This is a genomic window from Silicimonas algicola (genome assembly GCF_003970735.1).
GTDB lineage: Bacteria > Pseudomonadota > Alphaproteobacteria > Rhodobacterales > Rhodobacteraceae > Silicimonas > Silicimonas algicola.
In genome coordinates, this window is sequence record NZ_CP034588.1 from 2,485,043 (window position 1) to 2,505,395 (window position 20,353).

24 protein-coding genes are annotated in these 20,353 nt (G+C 66.8%); 15 read left to right on the forward strand and 9 right to left on the reverse strand.

Going from position 1 to position 20,353, the window contains the following annotated elements; genetic code table 11:
• Window position 1 precedes the first annotated feature (1 nt).
• Genes EF888_RS22240 through EF888_RS12330 form a run of 6 tightly spaced genes read left to right on the forward strand, consistent with a single transcriptional unit; the run spans window position 2 to window position 4,240 of the window.
• Complete coding sequence (locus tag EF888_RS22240) at window positions 2-1,111, forward strand: Hpt domain-containing protein (RefSeq protein WP_241239659.1); 1,110 nt, start codon at window positions 2-4, stop codon at window positions 1,109-1,111.
• A gap of 9 nt (window positions 1,112-1,120) precedes the next feature.
• A complete protein-coding gene (locus tag EF888_RS22245; RefSeq protein ID WP_241239660.1) occupies window positions 1,121-2,137 on the forward strand; it encodes a chemotaxis protein CheA in 1,017 nt (338 codons plus the stop codon).
• A 1-nt stretch (window position 2,138) separates the two neighbouring features.
• On the forward strand, window positions 2,139-2,621 hold the full coding sequence (locus EF888_RS12315; protein WP_109758309.1) for a chemotaxis protein CheW: 483 nt from the start codon (window positions 2,139-2,141) through the stop codon (window positions 2,619-2,621).
• Window positions 2,618-3,454 carry a CheR family methyltransferase gene (locus tag EF888_RS12320; protein WP_109758308.1) on the forward strand — a complete coding sequence of 279 codons (837 nt, stop codon included), beginning with the start codon at window positions 2,618-2,620 and terminating at the stop codon, window positions 3,452-3,454. The genes EF888_RS12315 and EF888_RS12320 overlap by 4 nt, the downstream gene beginning before the upstream one ends.
• 27 nt (window positions 3,455-3,481) lie before the next feature.
• Window positions 3,482-3,868 (forward strand): response regulator, encoded by a 387-nt coding sequence (locus EF888_RS12325; RefSeq protein WP_109758307.1) that lies wholly within the window; start codon window positions 3,482-3,484, stop codon window positions 3,866-3,868.
• A complete protein-coding gene (locus EF888_RS12330) occupies window positions 3,869-4,240 on the forward strand; it encodes a hypothetical protein (RefSeq protein WP_109758306.1) in 372 nt (123 codons plus the stop codon). It begins immediately after the preceding gene.
• A gap of 622 nt (window positions 4,241-4,862) precedes the next feature.
• On the opposite strand, the gene EF888_RS12335 is transcribed toward EF888_RS12330, so the two are convergent.
• The 3 genes from EF888_RS12335 to EF888_RS12345 form a co-directional block, all read right to left on the reverse strand.
• Window positions 4,863-5,447, reverse strand: a complete 585-nt coding sequence (locus EF888_RS12335) for an HNH endonuclease (protein ID WP_109758305.1) — start codon at window positions 5,445-5,447, stop codon at window positions 4,863-4,865.
• A gap of 148 nt (window positions 5,448-5,595) precedes the next feature.
• Window positions 5,596-6,267, reverse strand: coding sequence for an alpha/beta hydrolase (locus tag EF888_RS12340; protein ID WP_109758304.1), 672 nt, complete (start codon window positions 6,265-6,267; stop codon window positions 5,596-5,598).
• On the reverse strand, window positions 6,264-6,896 hold the full coding sequence (locus EF888_RS12345) for a DNA-3-methyladenine glycosylase family protein (RefSeq protein ID WP_109758303.1): 633 nt from the start codon (window positions 6,894-6,896) through the stop codon (window positions 6,264-6,266). Before EF888_RS12345 ends, EF888_RS12340 begins: the two co-directional genes overlap by 4 nt.
• 103 nt (window positions 6,897-6,999) lie before the next feature.
• Here EF888_RS12345 and EF888_RS12350 point away from each other — a divergent pair, with 103 nt between their 5' ends.
• The 7 genes from EF888_RS12350 to EF888_RS12380 all read left to right on the forward strand — a co-directional run bounded on the left by EF888_RS12350 (window position 7,000) and on the right by EF888_RS12380 (window position 14,114).
• Window positions 7,000-8,205 (forward strand): MFS transporter, encoded by a 1,206-nt coding sequence (locus EF888_RS12350; RefSeq protein ID WP_109758302.1) that lies wholly within the window; start codon window positions 7,000-7,002, stop codon window positions 8,203-8,205.
• Between the two features lie 215 nt (window positions 8,206-8,420).
• Window positions 8,421-10,223: an extracellular solute-binding protein gene (locus tag EF888_RS12355; RefSeq protein WP_109758301.1), complete on the forward strand. Its 1,803-nt coding sequence runs from the start codon at window positions 8,421-8,423 to the stop codon at window positions 10,221-10,223.
• A gap of 6 nt (window positions 10,224-10,229) precedes the next feature.
• A complete protein-coding gene (locus EF888_RS12360; RefSeq protein WP_109758300.1) occupies window positions 10,230-10,346 on the forward strand; it encodes a lipoprotein in 117 nt (38 codons plus the stop codon).
• An 82-nt stretch (window positions 10,347-10,428) separates the two neighbouring features.
• The gene (locus EF888_RS12365) at window positions 10,429-10,644 is read left to right on the forward strand and encodes a hypothetical protein (RefSeq protein WP_109758299.1); all 216 of its coding nucleotides are present in this window, start codon (window positions 10,429-10,431) and stop codon (window positions 10,642-10,644) included.
• 109 nt (window positions 10,645-10,753) lie between these two features.
• A complete protein-coding gene (locus EF888_RS12370; RefSeq protein ID WP_109758298.1) occupies window positions 10,754-12,259 on the forward strand; it encodes a class I adenylate-forming enzyme family protein in 1,506 nt (501 codons plus the stop codon).
• The gene (locus tag EF888_RS12375; protein ID WP_109758297.1) at window positions 12,256-12,909 is read left to right on the forward strand and encodes a DsbA family oxidoreductase; all 654 of its coding nucleotides are present in this window, start codon (window positions 12,256-12,258) and stop codon (window positions 12,907-12,909) included. The genes EF888_RS12370 and EF888_RS12375 overlap by 4 nt, the downstream gene beginning before the upstream one ends.
• Window positions 12,906-14,114, forward strand: coding sequence for a multidrug effflux MFS transporter (locus tag EF888_RS12380; protein WP_420902625.1), 1,209 nt, complete (start codon window positions 12,906-12,908; stop codon window positions 14,112-14,114). Before EF888_RS12375 ends, EF888_RS12380 begins: the two co-directional genes overlap by 4 nt.
• Here the strand turns inward: EF888_RS12380 and zapE are convergent.
• The 3 genes from zapE to dksA all read right to left on the reverse strand — a co-directional run bounded on the left by zapE (window position 14,111) and on the right by dksA (window position 16,878).
• A complete protein-coding gene (gene zapE, locus EF888_RS12385) occupies window positions 14,111-15,184 on the reverse strand; it encodes a cell division protein ZapE (protein WP_109758538.1) in 1,074 nt (357 codons plus the stop codon). The two genes, EF888_RS12380 and zapE, sit on opposite strands and share 4 nt — an antisense overlap.
• Before the next feature lie 40 nt (window positions 15,185-15,224).
• Window positions 15,225-16,352, reverse strand: a complete 1,128-nt coding sequence (locus EF888_RS12390; RefSeq protein WP_109758296.1) for an FAD-dependent oxidoreductase — start codon at window positions 16,350-16,352, stop codon at window positions 15,225-15,227.
• A gap of 103 nt (window positions 16,353-16,455) precedes the next feature.
• Window positions 16,456-16,878 carry an RNA polymerase-binding protein DksA gene (dksA, locus tag EF888_RS12395; RefSeq protein ID WP_109758537.1) on the reverse strand — a complete coding sequence of 141 codons (423 nt, stop codon included), beginning with the start codon at window positions 16,876-16,878 and terminating at the stop codon, window positions 16,456-16,458.
• Window positions 16,879-17,074: 196 nt separating this feature from the next.
• Between dksA and EF888_RS12400 the strand changes: the two genes are divergently transcribed.
• Window positions 17,075-17,914, forward strand: coding sequence for an AAA family ATPase (locus tag EF888_RS12400; protein ID WP_109758295.1), 840 nt, complete (start codon window positions 17,075-17,077; stop codon window positions 17,912-17,914).
• Here the strand turns inward: EF888_RS12400 and EF888_RS12405 are convergent.
• Genes EF888_RS12405 through EF888_RS12415 form a run of 3 tightly spaced genes read right to left on the reverse strand, consistent with a single transcriptional unit; the run spans window position 17,911 to window position 19,359 of the window.
• Entirely contained in the window at window positions 17,911-18,465 is a 555-nt protein-coding gene (locus tag EF888_RS12405) for an SRPBCC family protein (RefSeq protein ID WP_164721677.1), read from the reverse strand. The two genes, EF888_RS12400 and EF888_RS12405, sit on opposite strands and share 4 nt — an antisense overlap.
• A complete protein-coding gene (locus tag EF888_RS12410; RefSeq protein WP_109758536.1) occupies window positions 18,465-19,028 on the reverse strand; it encodes an SRPBCC family protein in 564 nt (187 codons plus the stop codon). Before EF888_RS12410 ends, EF888_RS12405 begins: the two co-directional genes overlap by 1 nt.
• A complete protein-coding gene (locus tag EF888_RS12415) occupies window positions 19,021-19,359 on the reverse strand; it encodes an ArsR/SmtB family transcription factor (RefSeq protein ID WP_109758293.1) in 339 nt (112 codons plus the stop codon). Before EF888_RS12415 ends, EF888_RS12410 begins: the two co-directional genes overlap by 8 nt.
• Window positions 19,360-19,454: 95 nt before the next feature.
• On the opposite strand from EF888_RS12415, the gene EF888_RS12420 reads away from it, so the two are divergent.
• A complete protein-coding gene (locus EF888_RS12420) occupies window positions 19,455-20,351 on the forward strand; it encodes an AEC family transporter (protein ID WP_109758292.1) in 897 nt (298 codons plus the stop codon).
• Window positions 20,352-20,353: the final 2 nt, after the last annotated feature.

Consider the following 20,353-nt stretch of genomic DNA (forward strand, 5'->3'; position numbering starts at 1 on the left):
CGTGTCCGACCCGATGCAGGAAATCATGGCGTCGTTCTTCGTCGAGTGCGAGGAGTTGCACGAGGCGCTGGTCGATGCCCTCCAGACCATGGCCGACGGCGAATCCGACGTCGAGACGATCAACGTCGCGTTCCGCGCGGTGCATTCCATCAAGGGTGGCGCGGGCGCCTTCGGGCTCAACGAGCTCGTCGAATTCGCGCACCAGTTCGAAACGGTCATGGACGCCTGCCGCTCCGGCGCGCTTGTGCCCGACGACGCGCTTCACGCGCTGTTCCTGCGCTGCGCCGACATGCTGTCGGACCTGATCCGCTGCTCGCGCGATGGCGAGGAGATCGACAGCGGCACGTCGGCCGCGTTGATCGCCGAACTGTCGGGCTACGCCGGCGGGCCCGGCCATGACGAGCCCGCGCCTGTCATCGACTTCCAGCCCATGACGCTGGACCTTCTCGATCTGGGCGGCGGTCTCGACGTCCTGCCCGACCTGCCATTGCTCGACGCGATCGAGCCCGATCCGGCGGCGGTCGGCGTCACGGTCGAATTCCGCCCCGAGGGCGAGCTTTACGAAAGCGGCAACGAGCCCCTGTTTCTTCTCAAGACCCTCGCGGATCTCGGCCCCTGCGAGATCGATTGCGCCTTCGCTCCACCCGAGACCATCCAGGATCTGGACCGCCCCGGCGGCCGCTTGACCTGGACGATCCGCATCGGCGGCGACGCAACGCCCGCCGCGGTGCAGGAGGTCTTCGAGTTCGCCGAGGGCCTCTGCCATCTGAAGGTCATGTCCTCCGGCGGTCCCGCCCTGCCGGTCCTCGAGAGGACTCTCGACGACATGGAAGATGACGACGATGAAGCACTCGCCGCGCCTCCGCCCCTCGCACAGATCCCCGCCGCCCGTGAAGCGCGATCCGAGCCCAGGGCAGCGGCCCCCCAGCCCAAGACCTCGCCCACGGTCCGCGTCGATCTCGACCGCATCGAGCGTCTCGTGAATCTCGTGGGCGAACTCGTCATCAACCAGGCGATGCTGTCGCAATCCATCGCGGAACAGAACATTGCACCCAATTCGCCCGTCAGCGCGGGCCTCGACGAGTTCATGCAACTCACGCGGAACATCTAGGAAAGCGTGATGATGATCCGCGCGCAGCCCGTGAAGTCGCTGTTCCAGCGGATGTCGCGGATCGTGCGCGAGGCCTCGGCTGCCGTGAACAAGACGGTGCGCCTGACCACCGAAGGCGACGGGACCGAGATCGACAAGACCGCCATCGAACGCCTCGCCGATCCGCTGACCCACATGATCCGGAACGCCGTCGACCACGGGCTCGAATCGACCGAAAGGCGCTTGGCCACAGGCAAGCCGAAGACGGGCGAGATCCGCCTCAGCGCCGCGCACCGGTCGGGCCGCGTCATCATCGAGGTGTCGGACGACGGCGGCGGTATCAACCGCGAGAAGGTTCAGTCCATCGCAGCCGCCAAGGGCCTGATCCCCGAGGGCGCGACGCTGAGCGATTCCGAGATCGACCAGCTTCTTTTCCTGCCGGGATTCTCGACGGCGACCGAGGTGTCGGCACTTTCGGGGCGCGGCGTTGGCATGGACGTCGTGAAGACGCAGATCACCTCGCTCGGCGGCCGCGTCACCATCGATTCGGTTGCGGGCGTGGGCACCACCTTCGCGATTTCGCTGCCGCTCACGCTCGCCGTTCTCGACGGCATGGTCGTGACCGTGGCGGGCGAGACGCTGGTGATCCCGCTCAACGCCATCGTCGAGACCCTGTCGCTTTCGCCCTCGGACTTGCGCCTCGTCGGGCCGGGCCAGCAGGTGCTCTGCGTGCGTGAGCAGTTCGTCCCGGTGCTCGATCTCGGCGTCGAGCTCGGCTACCGCGTCGGATCCCAGGTCCGCGAAGGCACCATCGCGCTTCTCATCTCGCCCGAGGAAGGCGTTCTCGTCGCCCTCCTCGTCGACACGATCGAGGACCAGCGCCAGGTCGTCATCAAGGGGTTGCAGGAAAGCTATGGCCGCGTCCCCGGCGTGGCGGCCGCCACCATCCTCGGCGACGGCCAGATCGCCCTGATCCTCGACCCCAACGACCTCGTCCAGAACGTCTCGGGCGAGGACCGCTTCGTCATGCAGAAAAGGGCTTCCTGAGATGACCGCACATGTCGAAAGGGACGGTTCGTCCGCCGATCCCGCCGCCTCCAGCAGGACGGAATACCTGTCGTTCCGGATCGGCGAGAGCGAATACTCGGTCGAGATCATGTCCGTCCGCGAAATCCGCGGCTGGACGCGCACCACCTCGCTGCCGCACGCGCCCAATTTCGTGCGCGGCGTCATCAACCTGCGCGGCACGGTCCTGCCGGTGATCGACCTCGCGCTGAGACTGGGACTGCCCGCCTCCGACCCCGAGGACCGCAACGTGATCATCGTCGTCGACGTGGGATCGCGGGTGATGGGTCTCAGGGTCGACGCCGTGTCGGACATCCTGTCCTTTTCGCGCGACCAGCTTCAGCCGCCGCCCGAGATGACCCAGAAGTCACGCTTCGTGCGCGCACTGACCGTTCTCGACGACCGGATGGTGCGCCTCCTCGACCTCGAGGCCGTCCTGCCGTCGACCGAAGAGATCGCGGCATGACGACGCTTCAGGCCGCATCCCAGGGGGCGCAGCTTTCCGACGCCGAGTTCGCGCGGCTCGCCGCGATCGCCGCGAAGGAAGCCGGCCTGTCGATCCCCTCGTCGAAGAAGTCGCTGGTGCAGTCGCGCATCGCGCGGCGGATGCGCGAGCTTGGCCTCCGGGACTGCGGCGCCTACCTCGCGCGGCTCGATTCCGACGCCTCCGAGACGCGGGAGCTCATCTCGGTCCTGACCACCAATGTCTCGAACTTCTATCGCGAACGCCACCATTTCGAGTATCTGCTCGCCAAGGTCGTGCCGCACCTCGCGGAGAAGCTTCGGCGTGGCGGGCGCGTGCGGATCTGGTCGGCCGGATGCTCCAGCGGGCAGGAACCCTATACCATCGCCCTCGAGCTTCTGAAGGCGATGCCCGAGGCAAGCTACGGCGACATCCTGGTTCTCGGCTCGGACATCGATCCCAAGATCCTACGCCGGGCAGTCGACGGCGTTTACACTCATGCAGACCTCGAGCCCGTCGAACCCGCCGACCGCCGCGCCTTCTTCCAGGCGGCGGGCGACGGCCATATGCGCGTGGCGGACCGCGTCCGCGCACTGGTGCGGTTCCGCGAACTGAACCTGCACGCAACCTGGCCCATGAAGGGCACCTTCGACGCGATATTCTGCCGAAACGTGGTGATCTATTTCGACGACGAGGTACAGCGCCGTCTCTGGCCACGGTTTCGCGAAAAGCTGGAACCAGGAGGCTGCCTCTTCCTGGGACATTCCGAACGCATCCACCCCCTCGACGATACGGGGTTCAGGACCGCCGGCGTCACGATCTATCAGAAAACGTAAAACAAAAACGAGAGGCGCAGGAAATCAATGTCACTGAGAGACCAGCTTCGCGTCATGGTAGTCGACGACATGTCGACGAGCCGGGGCCTGATCACACAGGCACTCGACGCCATCGGCATCCGCAACGTGGCGACCGCGTCGGACGGGAAATCCGCCCTGGCCTCGCTTGCCAAGTCGCCGGTCCATCTGGTGATCTCGGACTACAACATGCCCGAGATGGACGGGTTGCACCTTCTTCACTACCTGCGGAACACGCCGCAGACGCAGAAGACCGGATTTCTGCTCATCACGGGCCGCGCCGACCCCGCCATCATCAACAAGGGCAAGCAACTGGGCATGAACAACTTCCTGCCGAAGCCGTTCCAGCCGGCAGATCTCAAGTCGGCCATCGAAGCGATTGTGGGCCGGCTCTAGGTGATCCAGGACGACCTCCATACGCTGTCGGTCAGACCCGAGGACGTGGCGCGCATCCTCAGCGCGATGGCGCAACTCATGGACCAGATGCACAAGCGCGATCTCGCGTTGCAGGATGCGATCTCGGACCTGACCGACCTCGCCGCGCCGATCCCCGAGAGCCTGCGGCACATCCAGCACATCGACCTTGTCACGCAGACGCACAGCGAACTTGCCCGGTTCCTGCCGCAGCTCGCCGACTGCCTGGTCGGCCATCCGGTGCATCATCGAAAGCTCGCGGGGGCGCTGACGCTTCACAGCCTTCAGAACCTTCTGCTGGGGCAACGGACCGAGGCCGAAAGCGTCGAGGCGGGGGAGCTTTCGTTGTTCTGAGGGAGGAGAAGTCGGGCGATGTGAAACGCGTTCGTCGCGGCACAGAAAGGCGAGTTCCTCAGACGGACGGTCACGCGGGGACAGGCGCGGCTCGGGTTCGCTGGCGTTTCACGCGGACATCAGCGGCTGAGGTGGTGTCCCGGAATACAGTGTTGCGGGGTGAGCGGAGGGTGTGGGCCCGGTGACGACGTGGACCACGCCGGGGCCGGACGCAAGCGAGCGAAACCTTGTGTGGTCACGGTGTCTGGCGGACGATTTCCGCGGTCCGAAGGACATCTACCTAATGAGGGGCCTGCATCTGCCGGTCTCCGCTGCGACACCTTCGGCAATCTGTTAGGCGCTTCGGTCCCGTCCTACCGTCGCCTGCGCGCGCTGATGATCCGCCATACGCCGGGTGCGCAAACAGAAGCCGATTCAAGCCTATGCTGGTCTTCGCATCCGCGCGACCGCTCAGCGGCTGCAGTTTCGGCGCGCGACATGGACGGGATAAGACCCACCCCAGGCGGCGCCCCCATCCTCCGCCGACATCGATGGCTCTGCGCCGGACCTTCCCCGCTGCCGGTCGCTCGTCCTTGTCACGCGCGAAGCCGCGGCAACCGCGCTCCGATCGCCGGCGTCGGCCTCAGGCCTCCAGCTCCGCATCCCAGTAGAGGAAGTCGAGCCAGGTCTCGTGCAGGTGGTTCGGCGGAAACTTCCGACCCTGATTGCGCAACTCCTCGGCGGCGGGCCGGCTTGGGGCGCGAAGCAGGCTCATGCCGGAGCGCGACAGCGACTTCGCGCCCTTGCGCAGGTTGCAGGACGAGCAGGCGGCGACGACGTTTTCCCAACTGGTCACGCCGCCGCGCGCACGGGGCACGACATGATCGAAGGTCAGATCGCCCTTGGCGCCACAGTACTGACAGCGGAATTCGTCGCGCAGGAAGAGGTTGAACCGGGTGAAGGCCACGCGCTTCTGGGGCTTCACGTAGTCTTTCAGAACGACGACCGACGGGATGCGAATTTCGGTCGAGGGACTGCGCACGACCTCGTCGTATTCGGCGATGATCTGCACGCGGTCGAGCCAGGCGGCCTTGACCGCTTCCTGCCAGGGCCAGAGCGACAGGGGATAATAGCTGAGCGGGCGGTAATCGGCGTTCAGGACCAGCGCGGGGTGATTCCGCAGACTGTTCGGCTCACGCACGAAACTCGTTCTGAAATCCAAGCTCATCCGCGACTCCGGCTCCGCCCTGCCTGCCTCATGGCGCCAAGACGAGACGCCCCGCCTCGATACATTGAGGAAACTATATATGGAGGCTCGATACCTGCAACCCCCATGATCGGCCTTACCGGCAGCCTGCAACGATCGTGTGACGGCCTCAAAGGGGATCGTCGATCGACAGCCTCTCGCGCAGGAAGGACAGGGCCACGGAGAGGCCGTCTGGGGCGATGCCGTGCCCGGTCCCTTGCATGACGTGGCCGAAGACCTCGAAGCCCGCCGCCTGAAGCGCCGCGCCCGCCGCCTTCATCTCGGCGAAAGGGACGACATCGTCGACGTCGCCGTGGATCAGGAGGACCGGCAGACGGGACCGCGCTTCGGCCGCGAGAAGCTCGGGCGCCAGAAGCCGGCCCGAGAAGGCGACGATGCCGGCAAGGGGTTCGGCGCGTCGGGGGGCGACGTGGAGGCTCATCATCGACCCCTGACTGAAGCCCACGAGCATCAGGCGGTCCGGCGCCAGTCCCTCGTCCGCCAGCACCTTGTCGATGAAGGCATCAAGGGTCTTGGCGGACCGGCGCAGGCCCTCGGCGGCGGCGGCCTCGGTCGAGCCGTCGATCCAGGGGATCGGAAACCACTGGAAGCCCATGGGGTTCGCCATCGACCGCTCGGGCGCATCGCAGGCAAGGAAGACCGTGTCGGGCATATGCGCCGCCAGCGGTTCGGCCAGCCCCAGAAGGTCGGCGCCGTCCGCGCCGTAGCCGTGCAGGAACAGGACCGCCGACGTGTCCTCGCCCGAGGCCGAGGCCCGCCGCCGGAAATTCAGTTCGCTCATCGGATTCCTTCCCTTTCGCGCGCGACGCGGTAGTAGGCCCAGAGCAGCCGCGCGGCCACGCCGCGCCAGGGCGCCCAGGTCTCGGAGTGGAGCCGCAGCGCGCGTTCGCTCGGCCGTTCGGGCATCTCGAAGAGGATCCGCGCCGCCTCCTGCAGGGCCAGGTCGCCGGGCGCGAAGACGTCGGCGCGACCAAGCGAGAACATGGCATAGATCTCGGCCGTCCAGCGGCCGATGCCCGGCACCTCGACCAGCGTCCGGATGACGTCGTCCGTGGGCATCTCGCGGAGGTCGGCGAAACGGATGCCCGACGCGGCGAGCGCACGGGCATAACGCGCCTTCTGCCGTGAGAGGCCGCAGGCCCGAAGCTCCTCATCGGACGCCCACATGACCTTGCGCGGCCCCGTGAGGCGCGCTGCCTGCAGCCGGCCCCAGATCGCGTCGGCGGCGGCGACCGAGACCTGCTGGCTGACGATGGCGTCGAGAAGGGCCGGAAAGCCGTCCTTGCGGCGGCGGAGCGGCAGAGGTCCGGTCAGGGTCAATGCGTGCGCGAAACGAGGCTCGGCGGCGGCAAGGAAGGCCGCGCCCTCGGCTACGCAATCGGGCGTCTCGATGATGCGTCCGACGGTCATTCGGCACTCTCCCAGGGTCGGGGAAAGCTATACGCCCGTTCCCCGGTGTCAAACCGTCTCTTCGCCGCTTGCCGCTGCCGGTCCGAAGGACTAACCGGCGGACATGACCGCATCCGTCCCCTCTGAAAAGCGCAACCTCGCGATTCTCGTCGCGGCGCAGGGGTTCCTCGGCTCGCAGATGCCGATGATCTTCACCATCGGCGGGCTGGCGGGCCAGTCGCTGGCGCCGAACCCGTGCTTCGCGACGCTGCCGATCTCGCTGATCGTGCTGGGCTCGATGCTGTCGGCGACGCCGCTTTCGGCCCTGATGCAGCGCTTTGGCCGCAGGGTGGGATTCGCGGTCGGTGCGGGCGGGGGCGCCGTCGGTGCGATGCTGGGCGCCTGGGGTCTGTCGACGCAGAGCTTCGGGCTGTTCCTTCTCGGATCGCTTTTCACCGGCGTCTACATGTCCGCGCAGGGCTTCTATCGCTTCGCCGCGACCGACACGGCGTCCGAGGCGTTCCGGCCGAAGGCGATCTCCTACGTCATGGCGGCTGGCCTCGTCAGCGCGATCCTCGGGCCGCAACTTGTCAAGGCGACGGCGGACGCGATGGTGACGCCGTTCCTCGGGACTTACCTCACGGTCATCGCGATCAACCTTTTCGGCTCGCTCCTGTTCGTGTTCCTGAACATTCCCCGCCCCGCCGCCATCGCGGACATCGACCGGGGGCGGTCGCGGATCGAGCTTCTGAAGACGCCGGGCATCCTCGTCGCCATCATCTGCGCGATGGTGTCCTACGCGCTGATGAACCTGGTGATGACCTCGACGCCGCTGGCCGTCGTGGGCTGTGGCTTCGACAAGGGCAACGCCGCCGACGTGGTTTCGGCGCATGTCCTCGCGATGTTCGTGCCGTCCTTCTTCACCGGCCATCTGATCGCGCGCTTCGGGGCGCGGACCATCGTCGCAACCGGCCTTGCTATCCTCGCCGGGGCGGGTGCCGTCGCGCTGTCGGGCACGGAGCTCGAGAATTTCTTCGGCGCGCTCGTCCTTCTCGGCATCGGCTGGAACTTCGGCTTCATTGGCGCGACGACGATGCTGGCCGCGCAACACACGCCGGGAGAGAGGGGCCGCGTGCAGGGTCTGAACGACATGATCGTCTTCGGCTGCGTGACGCTGGCCTCGCTGTCGTCGGGCGGGCTGATGAACTGCTCGGGTGGCACGCCGCAGGAGGGCTGGACGGCGGTCAACCTGGCGATGGCGCCGTTCCTGACCCTGGCCGGCGCGGCGCTGATCTGGCTGGCGTTCCAGGGGCGCGAGTCGCGCGCCTGACGGCTTCGGCACCTTGAGACGAAACGGCCAAAAAAAACGCCCGCACGAAGCGGGCGTTGAGTTATTGAGGCAGGTTTCATACAGGCAAGAAACCTATCGAGCAGTAGGGCAGTTATACGCACGAAATCGCCGCTGTCCAAGCTAAAAGTTTGATAACTCTGGCAACGGTGCCTAGGCTTCGCCAAAGCTCAGCGAAAAAAGGGATTGTCCACATCATGCACCTTGCCCGGCTCGCCGCGCTTGCCGCCAGCGCGTTTTTCCTTGCCGCTCCCTCTCTCGCCGAGCCCAAACATGGCATAGCTATGTATGGCGAGCCTGCCCTCCCACCCGATTTTGTGTCCCTGCCTTACGCCAACCCGGACGCGCCCAAGGGAGGCTCGATCGTGCAGGGCGAAGTCGGCAATTTCGATTCGCTCAATTCCTTCATCGTTAAGGGCCGGGTGCCCTGGCAGTTGCGCTATCTGACGGTCGAGAGCCTGATGGGGCGAAGCTATGACGAGCCCTTCACTCTGTACGGTCTTCTGGCCGAATCGGTCGAGGTCGCCGACGACCGGTCCTGGGTCGAATTCACGCTGCGTCCCGAAGCCGAATTCTCGGACGGAAGTCCCGTCACGGTCGAGGACGTGCTCTGGTCGTACGAGACGCTCGGCACCGTCGGCCATCCCCGCTATCTCGGCGCCTGGCAGAAGGTCGCGGCGGCCGAGGCGACGGGCGAGCGCACCGTCCGCTTCACCTTCACTGAGCGCGACGACGAGCTTCCGCTGCTCATGGGCCTGCGCCCCATCCTGAAGAAGGCCCAGTGGGAGGGCGTCGACTTCGCCGAGTCGGGAACCGAAATCGTGCCCATCACCTCGGCGCCCTACATCATCGACACATTCGAGACGGGCCGGTCCGTCACGCTGAAGCGCAACCCGGACTATTGGGGCGATGGCGTGGTGCCATTCATGACAGGTCAGGCGAACCTCGACGAGATCCGGATGGAGTTCTTCACCGACGCAACCGCCATGTTCGAGGCCTTCAAGGCGGGTATCCTGAACACCATGCGCGAGACCAACGCGCAGAAGTGGGAGACGCAGTACGACTTCCCCGCCGTGACCACGGGCAAGATCGTGAAGTCGATCATCCCCCACGAGCGCCCGTCGGGCATGTGGGGCTTCGTGATGAACACGCGGCGGCCCGAATTTCAGGACTGGCGGGTGCGCGAGGCGCTGATCACCGCCTTCCCGTTCGAATTCATCAACGAGACCATCAACGGCGAGCCCCTGCCCCGTGCTTCGTCCTATTACGCCAACTCGGTCCTGGCCATGGACCCGGGCCCGGCCCAGGGACGCGAGCTGGAGCTTCTCGAGCCCTTCGCCGACAAGCTCCCGCCCGGCGCCGTCGAGGGCTACACCCTGCCCGAGGGCGACGGGACCGAGCGGAACCGCACCTCGACCCGCAAGGCGCTGGCGCTGATGGAGGAGGCCGGCTGGACGCTGGAGGACGGCGCGCTGAAGAACGCGGCTGGCGAGACCTTCGGTTTCGACATCCTGCTGTCGGCAGGGTCAACCGAATACGGCCAGATCGCCGACATCTATGCCCGCGCGCTTGAGCGCCTGGGCGTCGCGGTCACGATCACCTCGGTCGACTCGGCGGAATACAAGGCCCGGTCGGACAAGTTCGACTTCGACATGACCTGGTTCGAGCGCGGCCTGTCGCTGTCGCCCGGCAACGAACAGTACCTCTACTGGGGCGCCGAGGCGGCCGACGTCGAGGGCAGCCGCAATCTGATGGGCGCGAAGGACCCCGCCATCGACGCGATGATCGATGCCATGCTGACCTCGGAGGACCAGGAAGACTTCCGGGCGGCGGTCAAGGCGTTGGACCGGGTGTTGATGGCAGGCCGCTATGTCGTGCCGATCTGGTTCAGCCCCGACGCAAAGATTGCCCACGCGGCTGAGCTGAAGTATCCCGAAACCCTGCCGATGTACGGCGATTTCATCGGATTCCAGCCGGATGTATGGTGGTACGAGGAGTAGGGACACATGAGGAAGATCGTTCTTTTCGCCGCCGTCGCCCTGGCGCTGGCTGGCTGCAACACGCTTGAAGGCGTCGGCGAGGACATCTCGTCGGGCGCGCGCGCGATCGACCGGGCGATCTGACGACCTGCGTTTCCGGGCGTTAAGGATCGCTTAGAGTTCGGCTGTCAGGCTTGGTCGCGACGCAACCGACCGGAGTCAGACGATGAACCGCTTCCGCCACGACCTTGCCGCCCTCGGCATCGACGCCATCTGCGCCCGCTTTCCCTTCGCGACCGTCGACGATGTGGCTGCCGCCGTGGCAGACCCCGACCTTCTGGCACGCTATCTCGCACGAACGCACGACCTGACCCTGGCGGAGGCGGGCGAGATGCTGGACTGGCTGCACGTGGCGGACACCTCGCACCGCGAGGCCGCCTGACCAGGGGAGCCATGTTGTCTCGCCCATCTCGCGGGCGTTCCGGACAGGCCTGCGCCGTCCCGCGCCCAGGCATCTTGCAACCGGGCGCGCGGGGTGTAACTCGTCCCCCATGCGCGCCGTCGACGACAAACGCCCCTCGCCCTCGATCCCCGACCGGCTGAACCTGGCGAGCCATGTCCTTTGGGCGGCAGGCGCGCCCGATGACAAGGTGGCGCTCGTGCTCTTGCGCGCCACGGGTGCGGAACGGTGGAGCTATGGACGTCTGCGCGAGGCGGTGATGCGGACGGCGGGCGGGCTTCTGGCCGCTGGTCTGGCGCCGGGCGCGCGGGTCCTCATGCGGATCGGGAACACGCCCGACTTTCCCGTGACCTACCTGGGCGCCATCGCTGCGGGCCTCGTCGCCGTGCCGACCGCGGCAGCGCTTGGGGCCGAAGAGATCACGAAGGTCGCGCGCGTCCTGTCTCCCGACGCCATCGTGTCGGACGGGACCGTGCCCATGCCGGATCACGACGCCCCCGTCCTGTCGCCTGCCGCTTTCTCAAGGGCCGAGCCCCTGGAGCGGCCTGCCGAGACGGGCGCGAACGATCCCGCCTACATCGTCTTCACGTCTGGCACCTCCGGCACGCCCTCGGGCGTCGTCCACGCGCACCGGGCGATCCTTGCGCGCGGGCTGATGACGGACGGCTGGTACGGGCTGACGCCGTCCGACCGCGTGCTGCACGCGGGCGCCTTCAGCTGGACCTTCACGCTCGGCACCGGGCTGATGGACCCCTGGGCGGCGGGTGCGACGGCGCTGGTCCTCGCCCCCGGCACGGGGCCGGAGATGATCCCGCTTCTGGCGCAGCGGCACGAGGCCACGATGATCGCGGGTGCGCCCGGCGTCTTTCGCCGCTTGCTCAAGTCCGGGATGCCCGCTCTGCCTCGTCTGCGCCACGGCCTCGTCGCGGGCGAGAAGCTGCCCGAGACGGTGCGCACCGCCTGGCGCGACGCTACCGGCACCGAGTTGCACGAGGCCTTCGGGCAGTCCGAGATCTCGACCTTCATCTCCGGTTCGCCCGCGCGCCCCGCCCCCGAGGGCACGCTTGGCTATACCCAAGGCGGGCGCTGCGTCGCGATCCTGTCGGAGGACGGGACACCCGCCGAACGGGGCGAGGACGGCGCCATCGCCATCCACGGCAGCGACCCGGGCCTGATGCTCGGCACGCTCGACGGGCCGCTGGCCGAGCGCCTGACGGGCGAGTGGTTCACCACCGGCGACCGGGGCCTGATGCGCGAGGACGGCGCCATCGAGTACCACGGCCGCACCGACGACATCCTGACCGCCGGCGGCTTCCGCGTCTCGCCGATCGAGGTCGAGGCAGCGATGCAGCGTCATCCGGGCATCGAGGAGGCCGCCGCCGTCGACTGCCATGTCACGCCAGAGACAACGGTGATCGCGGTCCACTACACCGGGCCTGCTGCACTGCCCGAGGCCGATCTGACGGCACATGCAGAAGCACATCTTGCGCGATACAAGCAGCCTCGCCTGTTCGTTCACGCACAATCCCTGCCCAGGAACGCAAACGGAAAGCTCTTGCGCCGAAGCCTTCCCCCTGCGAACGAGACCGCGCCATGATCAAGCTCGACATCCTTTCCGACCCGATCTGCCCCTGGTGCTACATCGGCAAGACGAACCTCGACCGTGCGCTCGAGGCACGGCCGAACCATCCCTTCGTCATCGAGTGGCACCCCTTCCAACTCAACCCCGACATGCCCGAAGGCGGCATGGACCGGCGCGCCTACCTCGAGGCGAAGTTCGGCGGCAAGGAGGGTGCGATCCGCGCTTACACGCCGGTCATGCAGGCGGCCGAGCGCGCGGGCCTCGCCATCGACTTCGAAAGCATGGCGATCACACCGAACACGCTCGACGCGCACCGGCTGATCCACTGGGCGGGGCTCGAGGGCCGGCAGACCGCCGTCGTGTCGCGTCTCTTCAAGGCGTATTTCGAGGACGGCCGCGACATCGGTGACCGCGCCGTACTTCTGGACATCGCGGAAGGCGTGGGCATGGACCGCGCGATGACCGAGCGCCTGCTTGAAAGCGAGGCCGACGCCGAAGAGACCAGCGCCCGCGATGCGCACACCCGGCAGCGCGGCGTCTCGGGCGTGCCGACCTTCGTCATTGGCAACCAGCATGTCGTCAGCGGCGCGCAGCCGACGGACCTCTGGCTGAACGTCATCGACGAGCTGGTGCAGCAGATGTCCGGCGACGGCGCCGACGAGTGACCGAAACCCGCTCCCCCCTCTCGCGCACCGAACTGGTGGCGCTTCTCGCCATGCTCACGGCCACCGTGGCCTTTTCCATCGACGCGATGCTTCCCGCGATCCCCGAGATCGGCGAGGCCCTGAGCCCGGACGCGCCGAACCGCGCGCAGCTTGTCATCGCGGCCTTCGTGGGCGGGCTCGGGCTCGGCACCTTCGTGGCGGGCCCCCTGTCCGACGCCTATGGGCGCAAGCGCATCGCCGTGATCGGCGCGGTGATTTATACCATCGGCGCGCTGGCCTCTGCCGTCGCCCCCTCGATGGAGATGCTGGTGGCCGCCCGCGTTCTTCAGGGACTGGGGGCTGCGGGACCGCGCGTCGCCGGCATGGCCATCGTGCGCGACCTCTTTTCGGGCCGGCAGATGGCGCAGATCATGAGCTTTGTGATTTTCGTCTTCACGCTAGCCCCGGTCTTCGCGCCCTCGCTCGGCTGGGTTCTGGCGGAGGCCTTCGGTTGGCGGTCGATCTTCCTGTCCTTCGCCGTCTTCGCCGTCATCTCTATGACCTGGCTCGTGATCCGCCAGCCCGAGACGCTCGACCCCGCAAAGCGGCGTCCCTTCCGGTTGGGGAAACTCGTCGAAGGCGCGCGCGAGGTCTTCTCCAACCGTCAGGTGATGCTGGCGATCGCCGTCCAGACCCTGATCTTCGCGGCCCTCTTCGCGGCGCTGATGTCGAGCCAGCAGGTCTTCGACCGCGTCTTCGGCAAGGGCGAGACCTTTCCCTTGTGGTTCGGCGGCATGGCCGTGCTGGCGGCGGGATCGAACCTCGTCAACGCCTCCATCGTCATGCGGCTCGGGATGCTGCCGGTCGTGAGGCGCGCGCTGATGATCCAGGGCGGATTCACGGTCCTGTTCCTGCTGGGACAGGTGACCGGCGTGCTCGGCGCCGCGTTCTTCCCGGTCGCCTTCCTGTGGTACACCTCGATCTTCTACCTCGCGGGCTTCGGTATCGGGAACATGAACGCCATCGCGATGGAGCCAATGGGCCACCTGGCGGGCCTGGCCGCATCGATCATCACCGCACTTGCGACCATCGGAGCGGCGATCCTCGCCTCGCCCATAGGGCAAGCCTTCGACGGCACGATCCGGCCACTGACGCTTGGGGTCCTCGGACTCGTCGGCCTCGCCCTTGTCCTCACGTTTCTCCTGAAGGACGGCGAACCGGCCTAGGACGCGCCCCAGTCGGCGGACTGCATCTCGCGCAGGCGGCTGGCGGTGCGTTCGAACTCGAAAACGCCCTCGCCCTCCATGTAGAGCTTCTCGGGCACGTCCGCCGCCGTCGCGATCAGCCGCACCTTCGCCTCGTAGAGCGCGTCGACCAGCGTCACGAAGCGGCGCGCCTGGTTGTAGTTGTCGGAGGACAGGCGCGGGATTTCCTCGAGGATCAGAAGGCGGACAGCCTGCGCCAGCGCCAGATAATCGGCAGGGCCGAGAGGACGTCCGCAGAGGTCGAAGAAGGTCGCCCGCGCCATGCCGTGCGCGAAGGCCGAGATCTCGACACGCCGTCCTTTGACGTGGAGCACAAGTGCGTGGGTTTCGCCATGCGTGAGGTCGGTCCAGATCGCGTCGACCGCGGCTCGCGCGGTGGCATCGGCGGGAGTGAAATAGACCTCCTCTCCGGCCAGACGGTTCTGCCGGTAATCGCGGGGCGAGGCGAGTTCGCGGACGGACAGACGCTCTTTCATCAACTCGATGAAGGGCAGGAAGAGGGCGCGGTTGAGCCCGTCCTTGTAGAGGTCGTCGGGGTGCCGGTTCGATGTCGTGACGACCGTCACGCCTGCGTCGAGCAGGTTCTGGAACAAGCGCCCCACGATCATTGCGTCGGCGATGTCCGAGATCTGCATCTCGTCGAGGCAGAGCAGACGCAGGCTGTCCGCGATGCCCTTTGCGACGGGCAGGATGGCGTCATCGACATGGGTCTTCCGCGCCTCGTGCAGACCCGCCTGGACCTCCTGCATGAAGGCGTGGAAGTGGACGCGCCGGCTGTGCGGCCCGCCCGCGACTTCGTGGAACAGGTCCATCAGCATCGACTTGCCGCGCCCTACGCCGCCCCAGAGGTAGAGCCCGGGCACAGGCTCGGGCTTGCGGTGGAACAGGGACGACAGGCCGCGCCTCTCGCCCGTCGCGGCGAGACCCTCGGCGATGCGGTCGAACTCGGGGAGGATGGCAAGCTGCGCCGGATCGGGCTCCAGCCCGCCCGCCGCGATGCGCTGTTGGTAAGCCTCGGTGACGATGCCCATGACGCCGGAGAAACCCGAATTGTCCCGGAAGGACAAGGGGTCAGTCGGTGACGTCGTGGCGGTAAAGCCAGTCGTAGCGGCCGAGAAGCCGCGCGGGGGCAAGGCGATCCAGAAGCCGAAGTGCGTTGAAGCCGATGAACCGCGCGGGCGGGAAGGCATGGTGATAGTTGCGCGCATTGGACGAGGCCGCCTGCACGACCTGCGCCGCGCGCGGCCGCCGTTCGTTCTGGTAGGCCGCGAGAGCGGTCTCGACGGCTTGGCCGCGCAGAGATCGCGCCAGCACCCAGGCATCCTCGAGCGCGAGGTTCGCCCCTTGCGCCAGGAAGGGCAGCGTCGGATGGGCGGCGTCTCCCAGGATGACCTGCCGCCCGTGCCACCAGCGGTCGGCCACGGAATGGCGGAAGAGACCCCAGAGATGGACAGTCCCCACCTTCTCGAGCCAGGACGGCACCGGGTCTGCGAACCGCGCGAAGGCGGCGCGGAGCTTCAGCGCGTCGTCCTTGTGGCTCCAGCCCTCTGCCGCCCAGCCCTCCCGCTCCTCCACGGCGACGATGTTCCGCCGCCCTCCGGGCAGGGGATAGGTTACCAGGTGGCGATGCGGTCCCATGTGAACCTCGACCACGGGCGGCACGTCGGTCTCGGGCAGGACCGCACGCCAGGCGACCTGCCGTGTGAAGAAGGGCTTCGACGCGTCGTCTACCCGCGCCCGCACCTTCGAGTGCAGCCCGTCCGCCCCCACCAGCAGGTCGTCGCCCTCTAGCGGCTTGCCGGCCGGGGGCGGCAGGATCTCGTCTCCGGTTTCCACAACGGCGCCAGCGTCTTGCGCGCCGACCTTCAGGATTTCGATGAGGGGTGCGCGATGGATGAAGTGCCAGGCCAGGTCGGGCGCATCCCGCTTGAGGTTCATCGTCACCACGGGCTTTCCCGTGAGCCCGTCGACCAGACGTACCGCTTCGGCGCGGATCGACGCCTCGGCCAGCGCATCGCCCAAACCCAGGGCGCGCATCACGGCCGCACCGTTCGGGCTGATCTGGATGCCGGCGCCCACTTCCTCGATCCGGGGTGCCTTCTCGGCCACGCGCACGCGGTGGCCGTCGCGGGCCAGCGCCGTCGCCGCGGCCAGCCCCCCGATGCCTGCGCCGGCGATGGTGATGCGAAGGCTGTCCATGTCGTCCTTCTGCCCTTAACGAAAGACGCCCGCCTTGAGTCATGTCAAGACGGGCGTCCAAATCTCTGGCAGGCCGCGATCTTTCGCGGCCGTGCAGCGCGGATCAGTCGTCGCGGTGGACGCGCTCGGCCCGCTCGTGCCGCTCCTGCGCCTCGAGCGAGAGCGTCGCGATCGGACGTGCGTCGAGCCGCTTCAGCGAGATCGGTTCGCCCGTTTCCTCGCAATAGCCGTATTCGCCTTCGTCGATCCGGCGGAGCGCCGAGTCGATCTTGGCCACGAGCTTGCGTTGCCGGTCGCGGGTCCGAAGCTCCAGAGCGCGGTCGGTCTCTTCGCTGGCGCGGTCGGCGATGTCGGGGATGTTGCGGGTGGAGTGCTGAAGACCTTCGATGGTCGACTTGGAGTCGTCCATCAGCTCGGACTTCCACATCAGCAGCTTCCGACGGAAGTACTCGAGCTGGCGGTCGTTCATGAACGGCTCGTCCTCGGCGGGCTGGTAATCGTCCGGAAGAAACACCTCAGCCTTCATGGTCTTCCCTTTTTTGTTCATTCTCGAACCATTCCGGACGGGCTTGCGACTGCTACGCTCACACTGGTCCGGCTCCTCATCATGGCGGGCACATACCCTATCGTCCGGACCTTGTCACTACACGATTCCCTTCGCTTGTGGGGCCTTCGTGAGCAGGCTAGGCTTGCCCGGCGCAACGGAAAAAAGCGAGGCAGGCATGAGATTTGAGGGCACCGACAGCTATATCGCGTCGGACGATCTGAGGATCGCGGTCAACGCCGCCATCACGCTGGAACGCCCGCTTCTGGTCAAGGGCGAACCGGGTACGGGAAAGACCGAGCTGGCGCGTCAGGTGGCCGGCGCCCTGGGCCTTCCGATCATCGAATGGCACGTCAAGTCCACGACGCGCGCGGCGCAGGGACTTTACGAATACGATGCTGTCTCGCGGCTGCGCGACAGCCAGCTTGGCGAGGGCCGCGTCCATGACGTCGCCGCCTACATCCGCCCCGGCAAGCTGTGGGACGCCTTCACGGCAGAGGGGCGCGTCGTCCTCCTGATCGACGAGATCGACAAGGCCGACATCGAGTTCCCGAACGACCTGCTGCAAGAGCTCGACCGCATGGAGTTCCACGTCTACGAGACAGGCGAGACAGTGACCGCGCGGCAGAGGCCGGTCGTCATCATCACCTCCAACAACGAGAAGGAGCTGCCCGACGCCTTCCTGCGCCGCTGCTTCTTCCACTACATCCGCTTTCCCGACACCGAGACCCTGACCGAGATCGTCCGCGTCCATTTCCCCGACATCAGGGATCGCCTGTTGTCCGTTGCGCTGACCCGGTTTTTCGAGATCAGGGAGACGCCGGGCCTGAAGAAGAAGCCGTCGACCTCGGAGGTGCTGGATTGGCTGAAGCTGATCCTGTCCGAAGACCTGTCGCCGGAGGACCTTCAGAGGGACGCGAAGGACAGCCTGCCGAAGCTGCATGGTGCGCTCCTGAAGAACGAGCAGGACGTGTCGCTGTTCGAACGGCTGGCGTTCATGTCGCGAGGGCGGGGTTAGGCGCTCTCGCGTTCCCTCTCGAAGCGCTGCCTTGCCGCCTCGAGATCCCGCGCCACTCCGCTCTCCTTGTCGGGCGGAAGCTGGGGCCAGACCGATCCGACGCCGTGGAGCTTGAGAAGCGCGTCCTCGAGCAGGCGGAAGGTCGAGCCCCAGCCGTGGCCCTCGAAGTGCTCGGCGTTCGGGAAGCCGGTCTGGACGAAGTGCAGGCCGGTTCGCTCTCCTTTGTCGGTGAAGCCGATGGACACGGTCGACCTGATGTCGAAGGCGTCGAAACGGTAGCTGAAGACCAGCCGCTCGGGCGCGCGGATCTCGTGGTAGACGCCTTGGGTCCAGTGGCTGTCGTCGCCCTTCACCATGTTGAAGCGCCAGGCGCCGCCGGGGCGGAAGTCGATCTCGCAGGTCTTCAGGCGATGGCCCTCGGGCCCCCACCAAGGCGACAGAAGCGCGGGCTTCTGCCAGAGGGCGAACACGAAGGGACGCGGCGCAGGCATGGTCCGGTCGATCCGCAGGACCTGCCCCGGGGCATCGGCTGGAAGTGCATCAGCCGCCATCACGCGCGTTCCGTATCGCCGGTGGTCTGCTCGGCCTCGAACCGCTTGCGGGCGGCTTCCAGGTCGGCGGCAAATCCGTCCATGCCGTCGCGGTCGGCGGCGAACCTCGTCGCACCGCTCCCGGCCAGAAGGGCCGTCTCCATCATCGCGAGAACGGCATTCCATCCGTAGGCATGTTCGTCTCGGGAGCCGGAATCCGGAAAGCCAGTCTGGCGAAATGCCATCCGAGTGCTGCCGTCATTGGGTGTCAGGTCGACCGAGACGGTCGAGAAGAAGTCCGTCCCGAGATAGCGGTAGCTCCACACAAGCCGGCTGTGAGGCCGCACCTCGTGGAAGACCCCCTCCTCGCGCTCTTCCACGCCGGGCTTCACGTTCCGCAGGCTCAGCACACCGCCGGGCCGGGCGTCGATCTGCACGTCCTGCGCACGGAAACCGTGCGACGCGGCGTTCCAGACGCGCACCAGTTCGGGCCGCGTGAACATGGCGAAGACCATTTCGGGCGGCGCGGAGAAACGCCGTTCAATGCGAAGGACGTTGTCGGGATGGTCGGCTGGTTCAGTCATCGGGTGTCTCCGAAAAGGACAGCGTGTTCAGGTAGTCTTCCATCCGATCGAAAGCCTGATCCCAGTGGGCCCGGTACCGGGCGACCCAGTCCGCGACCACTTTCAGGCCCTCGGGGTCGAGGCTGCAGGGACGCGTCTGCCCGACGCGGCCCCTCTGGATGAGGCGTGCCCGCTCGAGGACGTTCAGGTGCTTGGTGATCGCCGGCTGCGACAGCGGATGAAGCGACACGAGATCGCCGACAGTCCGCTCTCCTCCCGACAGGGCCGCAAGGATCGAGCGGCGCGTGGGATCCGCAAGGGCCGAAAAGGCGAGGTCGAGATCCTGTGCCATTACATATCCAATGAGTTATATATCTAACTAGCGATATATCGAACGTCCGTCAATCGCGGATTGCGCCGCACCGAGCGGCAGATACTGTCCCGCCGATGCTCACCGTCCTGACCCACGACATCCTCCCGGTCTTCGCCATGCTGGCGCTCGGGTTCGTCATGGGGAAAGCGAAGACGGCCAGTGTCGACGAGGCGCGGGCGATCAACCGCATCGCCTTCCTGACGCTGCAACCGCCGCTGCTGTTTCTTCTGCTGACAGGGATCGACCTTCCGTCGGTGCGGTTCGATGCCATTGGCCTCTATGCCCTCTGCGAGGCGGTCGCCTTCGCCGCGTCCTTCCTTCTTGCACGACGGGTGTTCGGCGTGCCGCTTGCCGAGGCGTGGCTTCTGGGAATGGCGGTCGTCTTCGTCAATTCGCTGCTCTACATCTGGCCGGTCACGGTCCTGATCTATGGCGAGGCCGAGACGCTGCCGATCACGGCCATCGTGGCGCTCGACGCGTCAGTGACCTTCGCCTTCTTCATCGTCTCGGTCGAGTTCGTGACAGGCCGCCCTGCCCGTGCGGCACTGCCACGGCTCATCCGCAACCCCGTCCTTCTCACCATCGTCCTGTCGCTGGCGCTCAATATCGCCCATGTGCCCATTCCCGAACCGCTGCTGACGGCGGCGGAGTTCGCGGGCAAGGCGGCGGCGCCCATGACGCTTTTCGCGCTCGGCGTCGTGCTGTCGTCGCAGCCGGTGACGCCGGGACCGGCCGCGACGGGAATTGCGGCGATGAAGCTTGTCGCATTCCCAGCGCTCGTGTGGATCGCGTTCGCCCTCCTGTCGCCCGCGAACCCCTGGACGGATCTCTTCGTGCTGAACGCTGCAGGACCGTCGGGGGCCATGGCCTTCTCGCTTGCGCTTCTCCACGGCGTGCCCACGCGCAACATCGCCCCGGTGATCGTCTGGACGAGCGTGCTGTCGCTCGCCTCTCTTGCGTGGCTCGCGTGAGG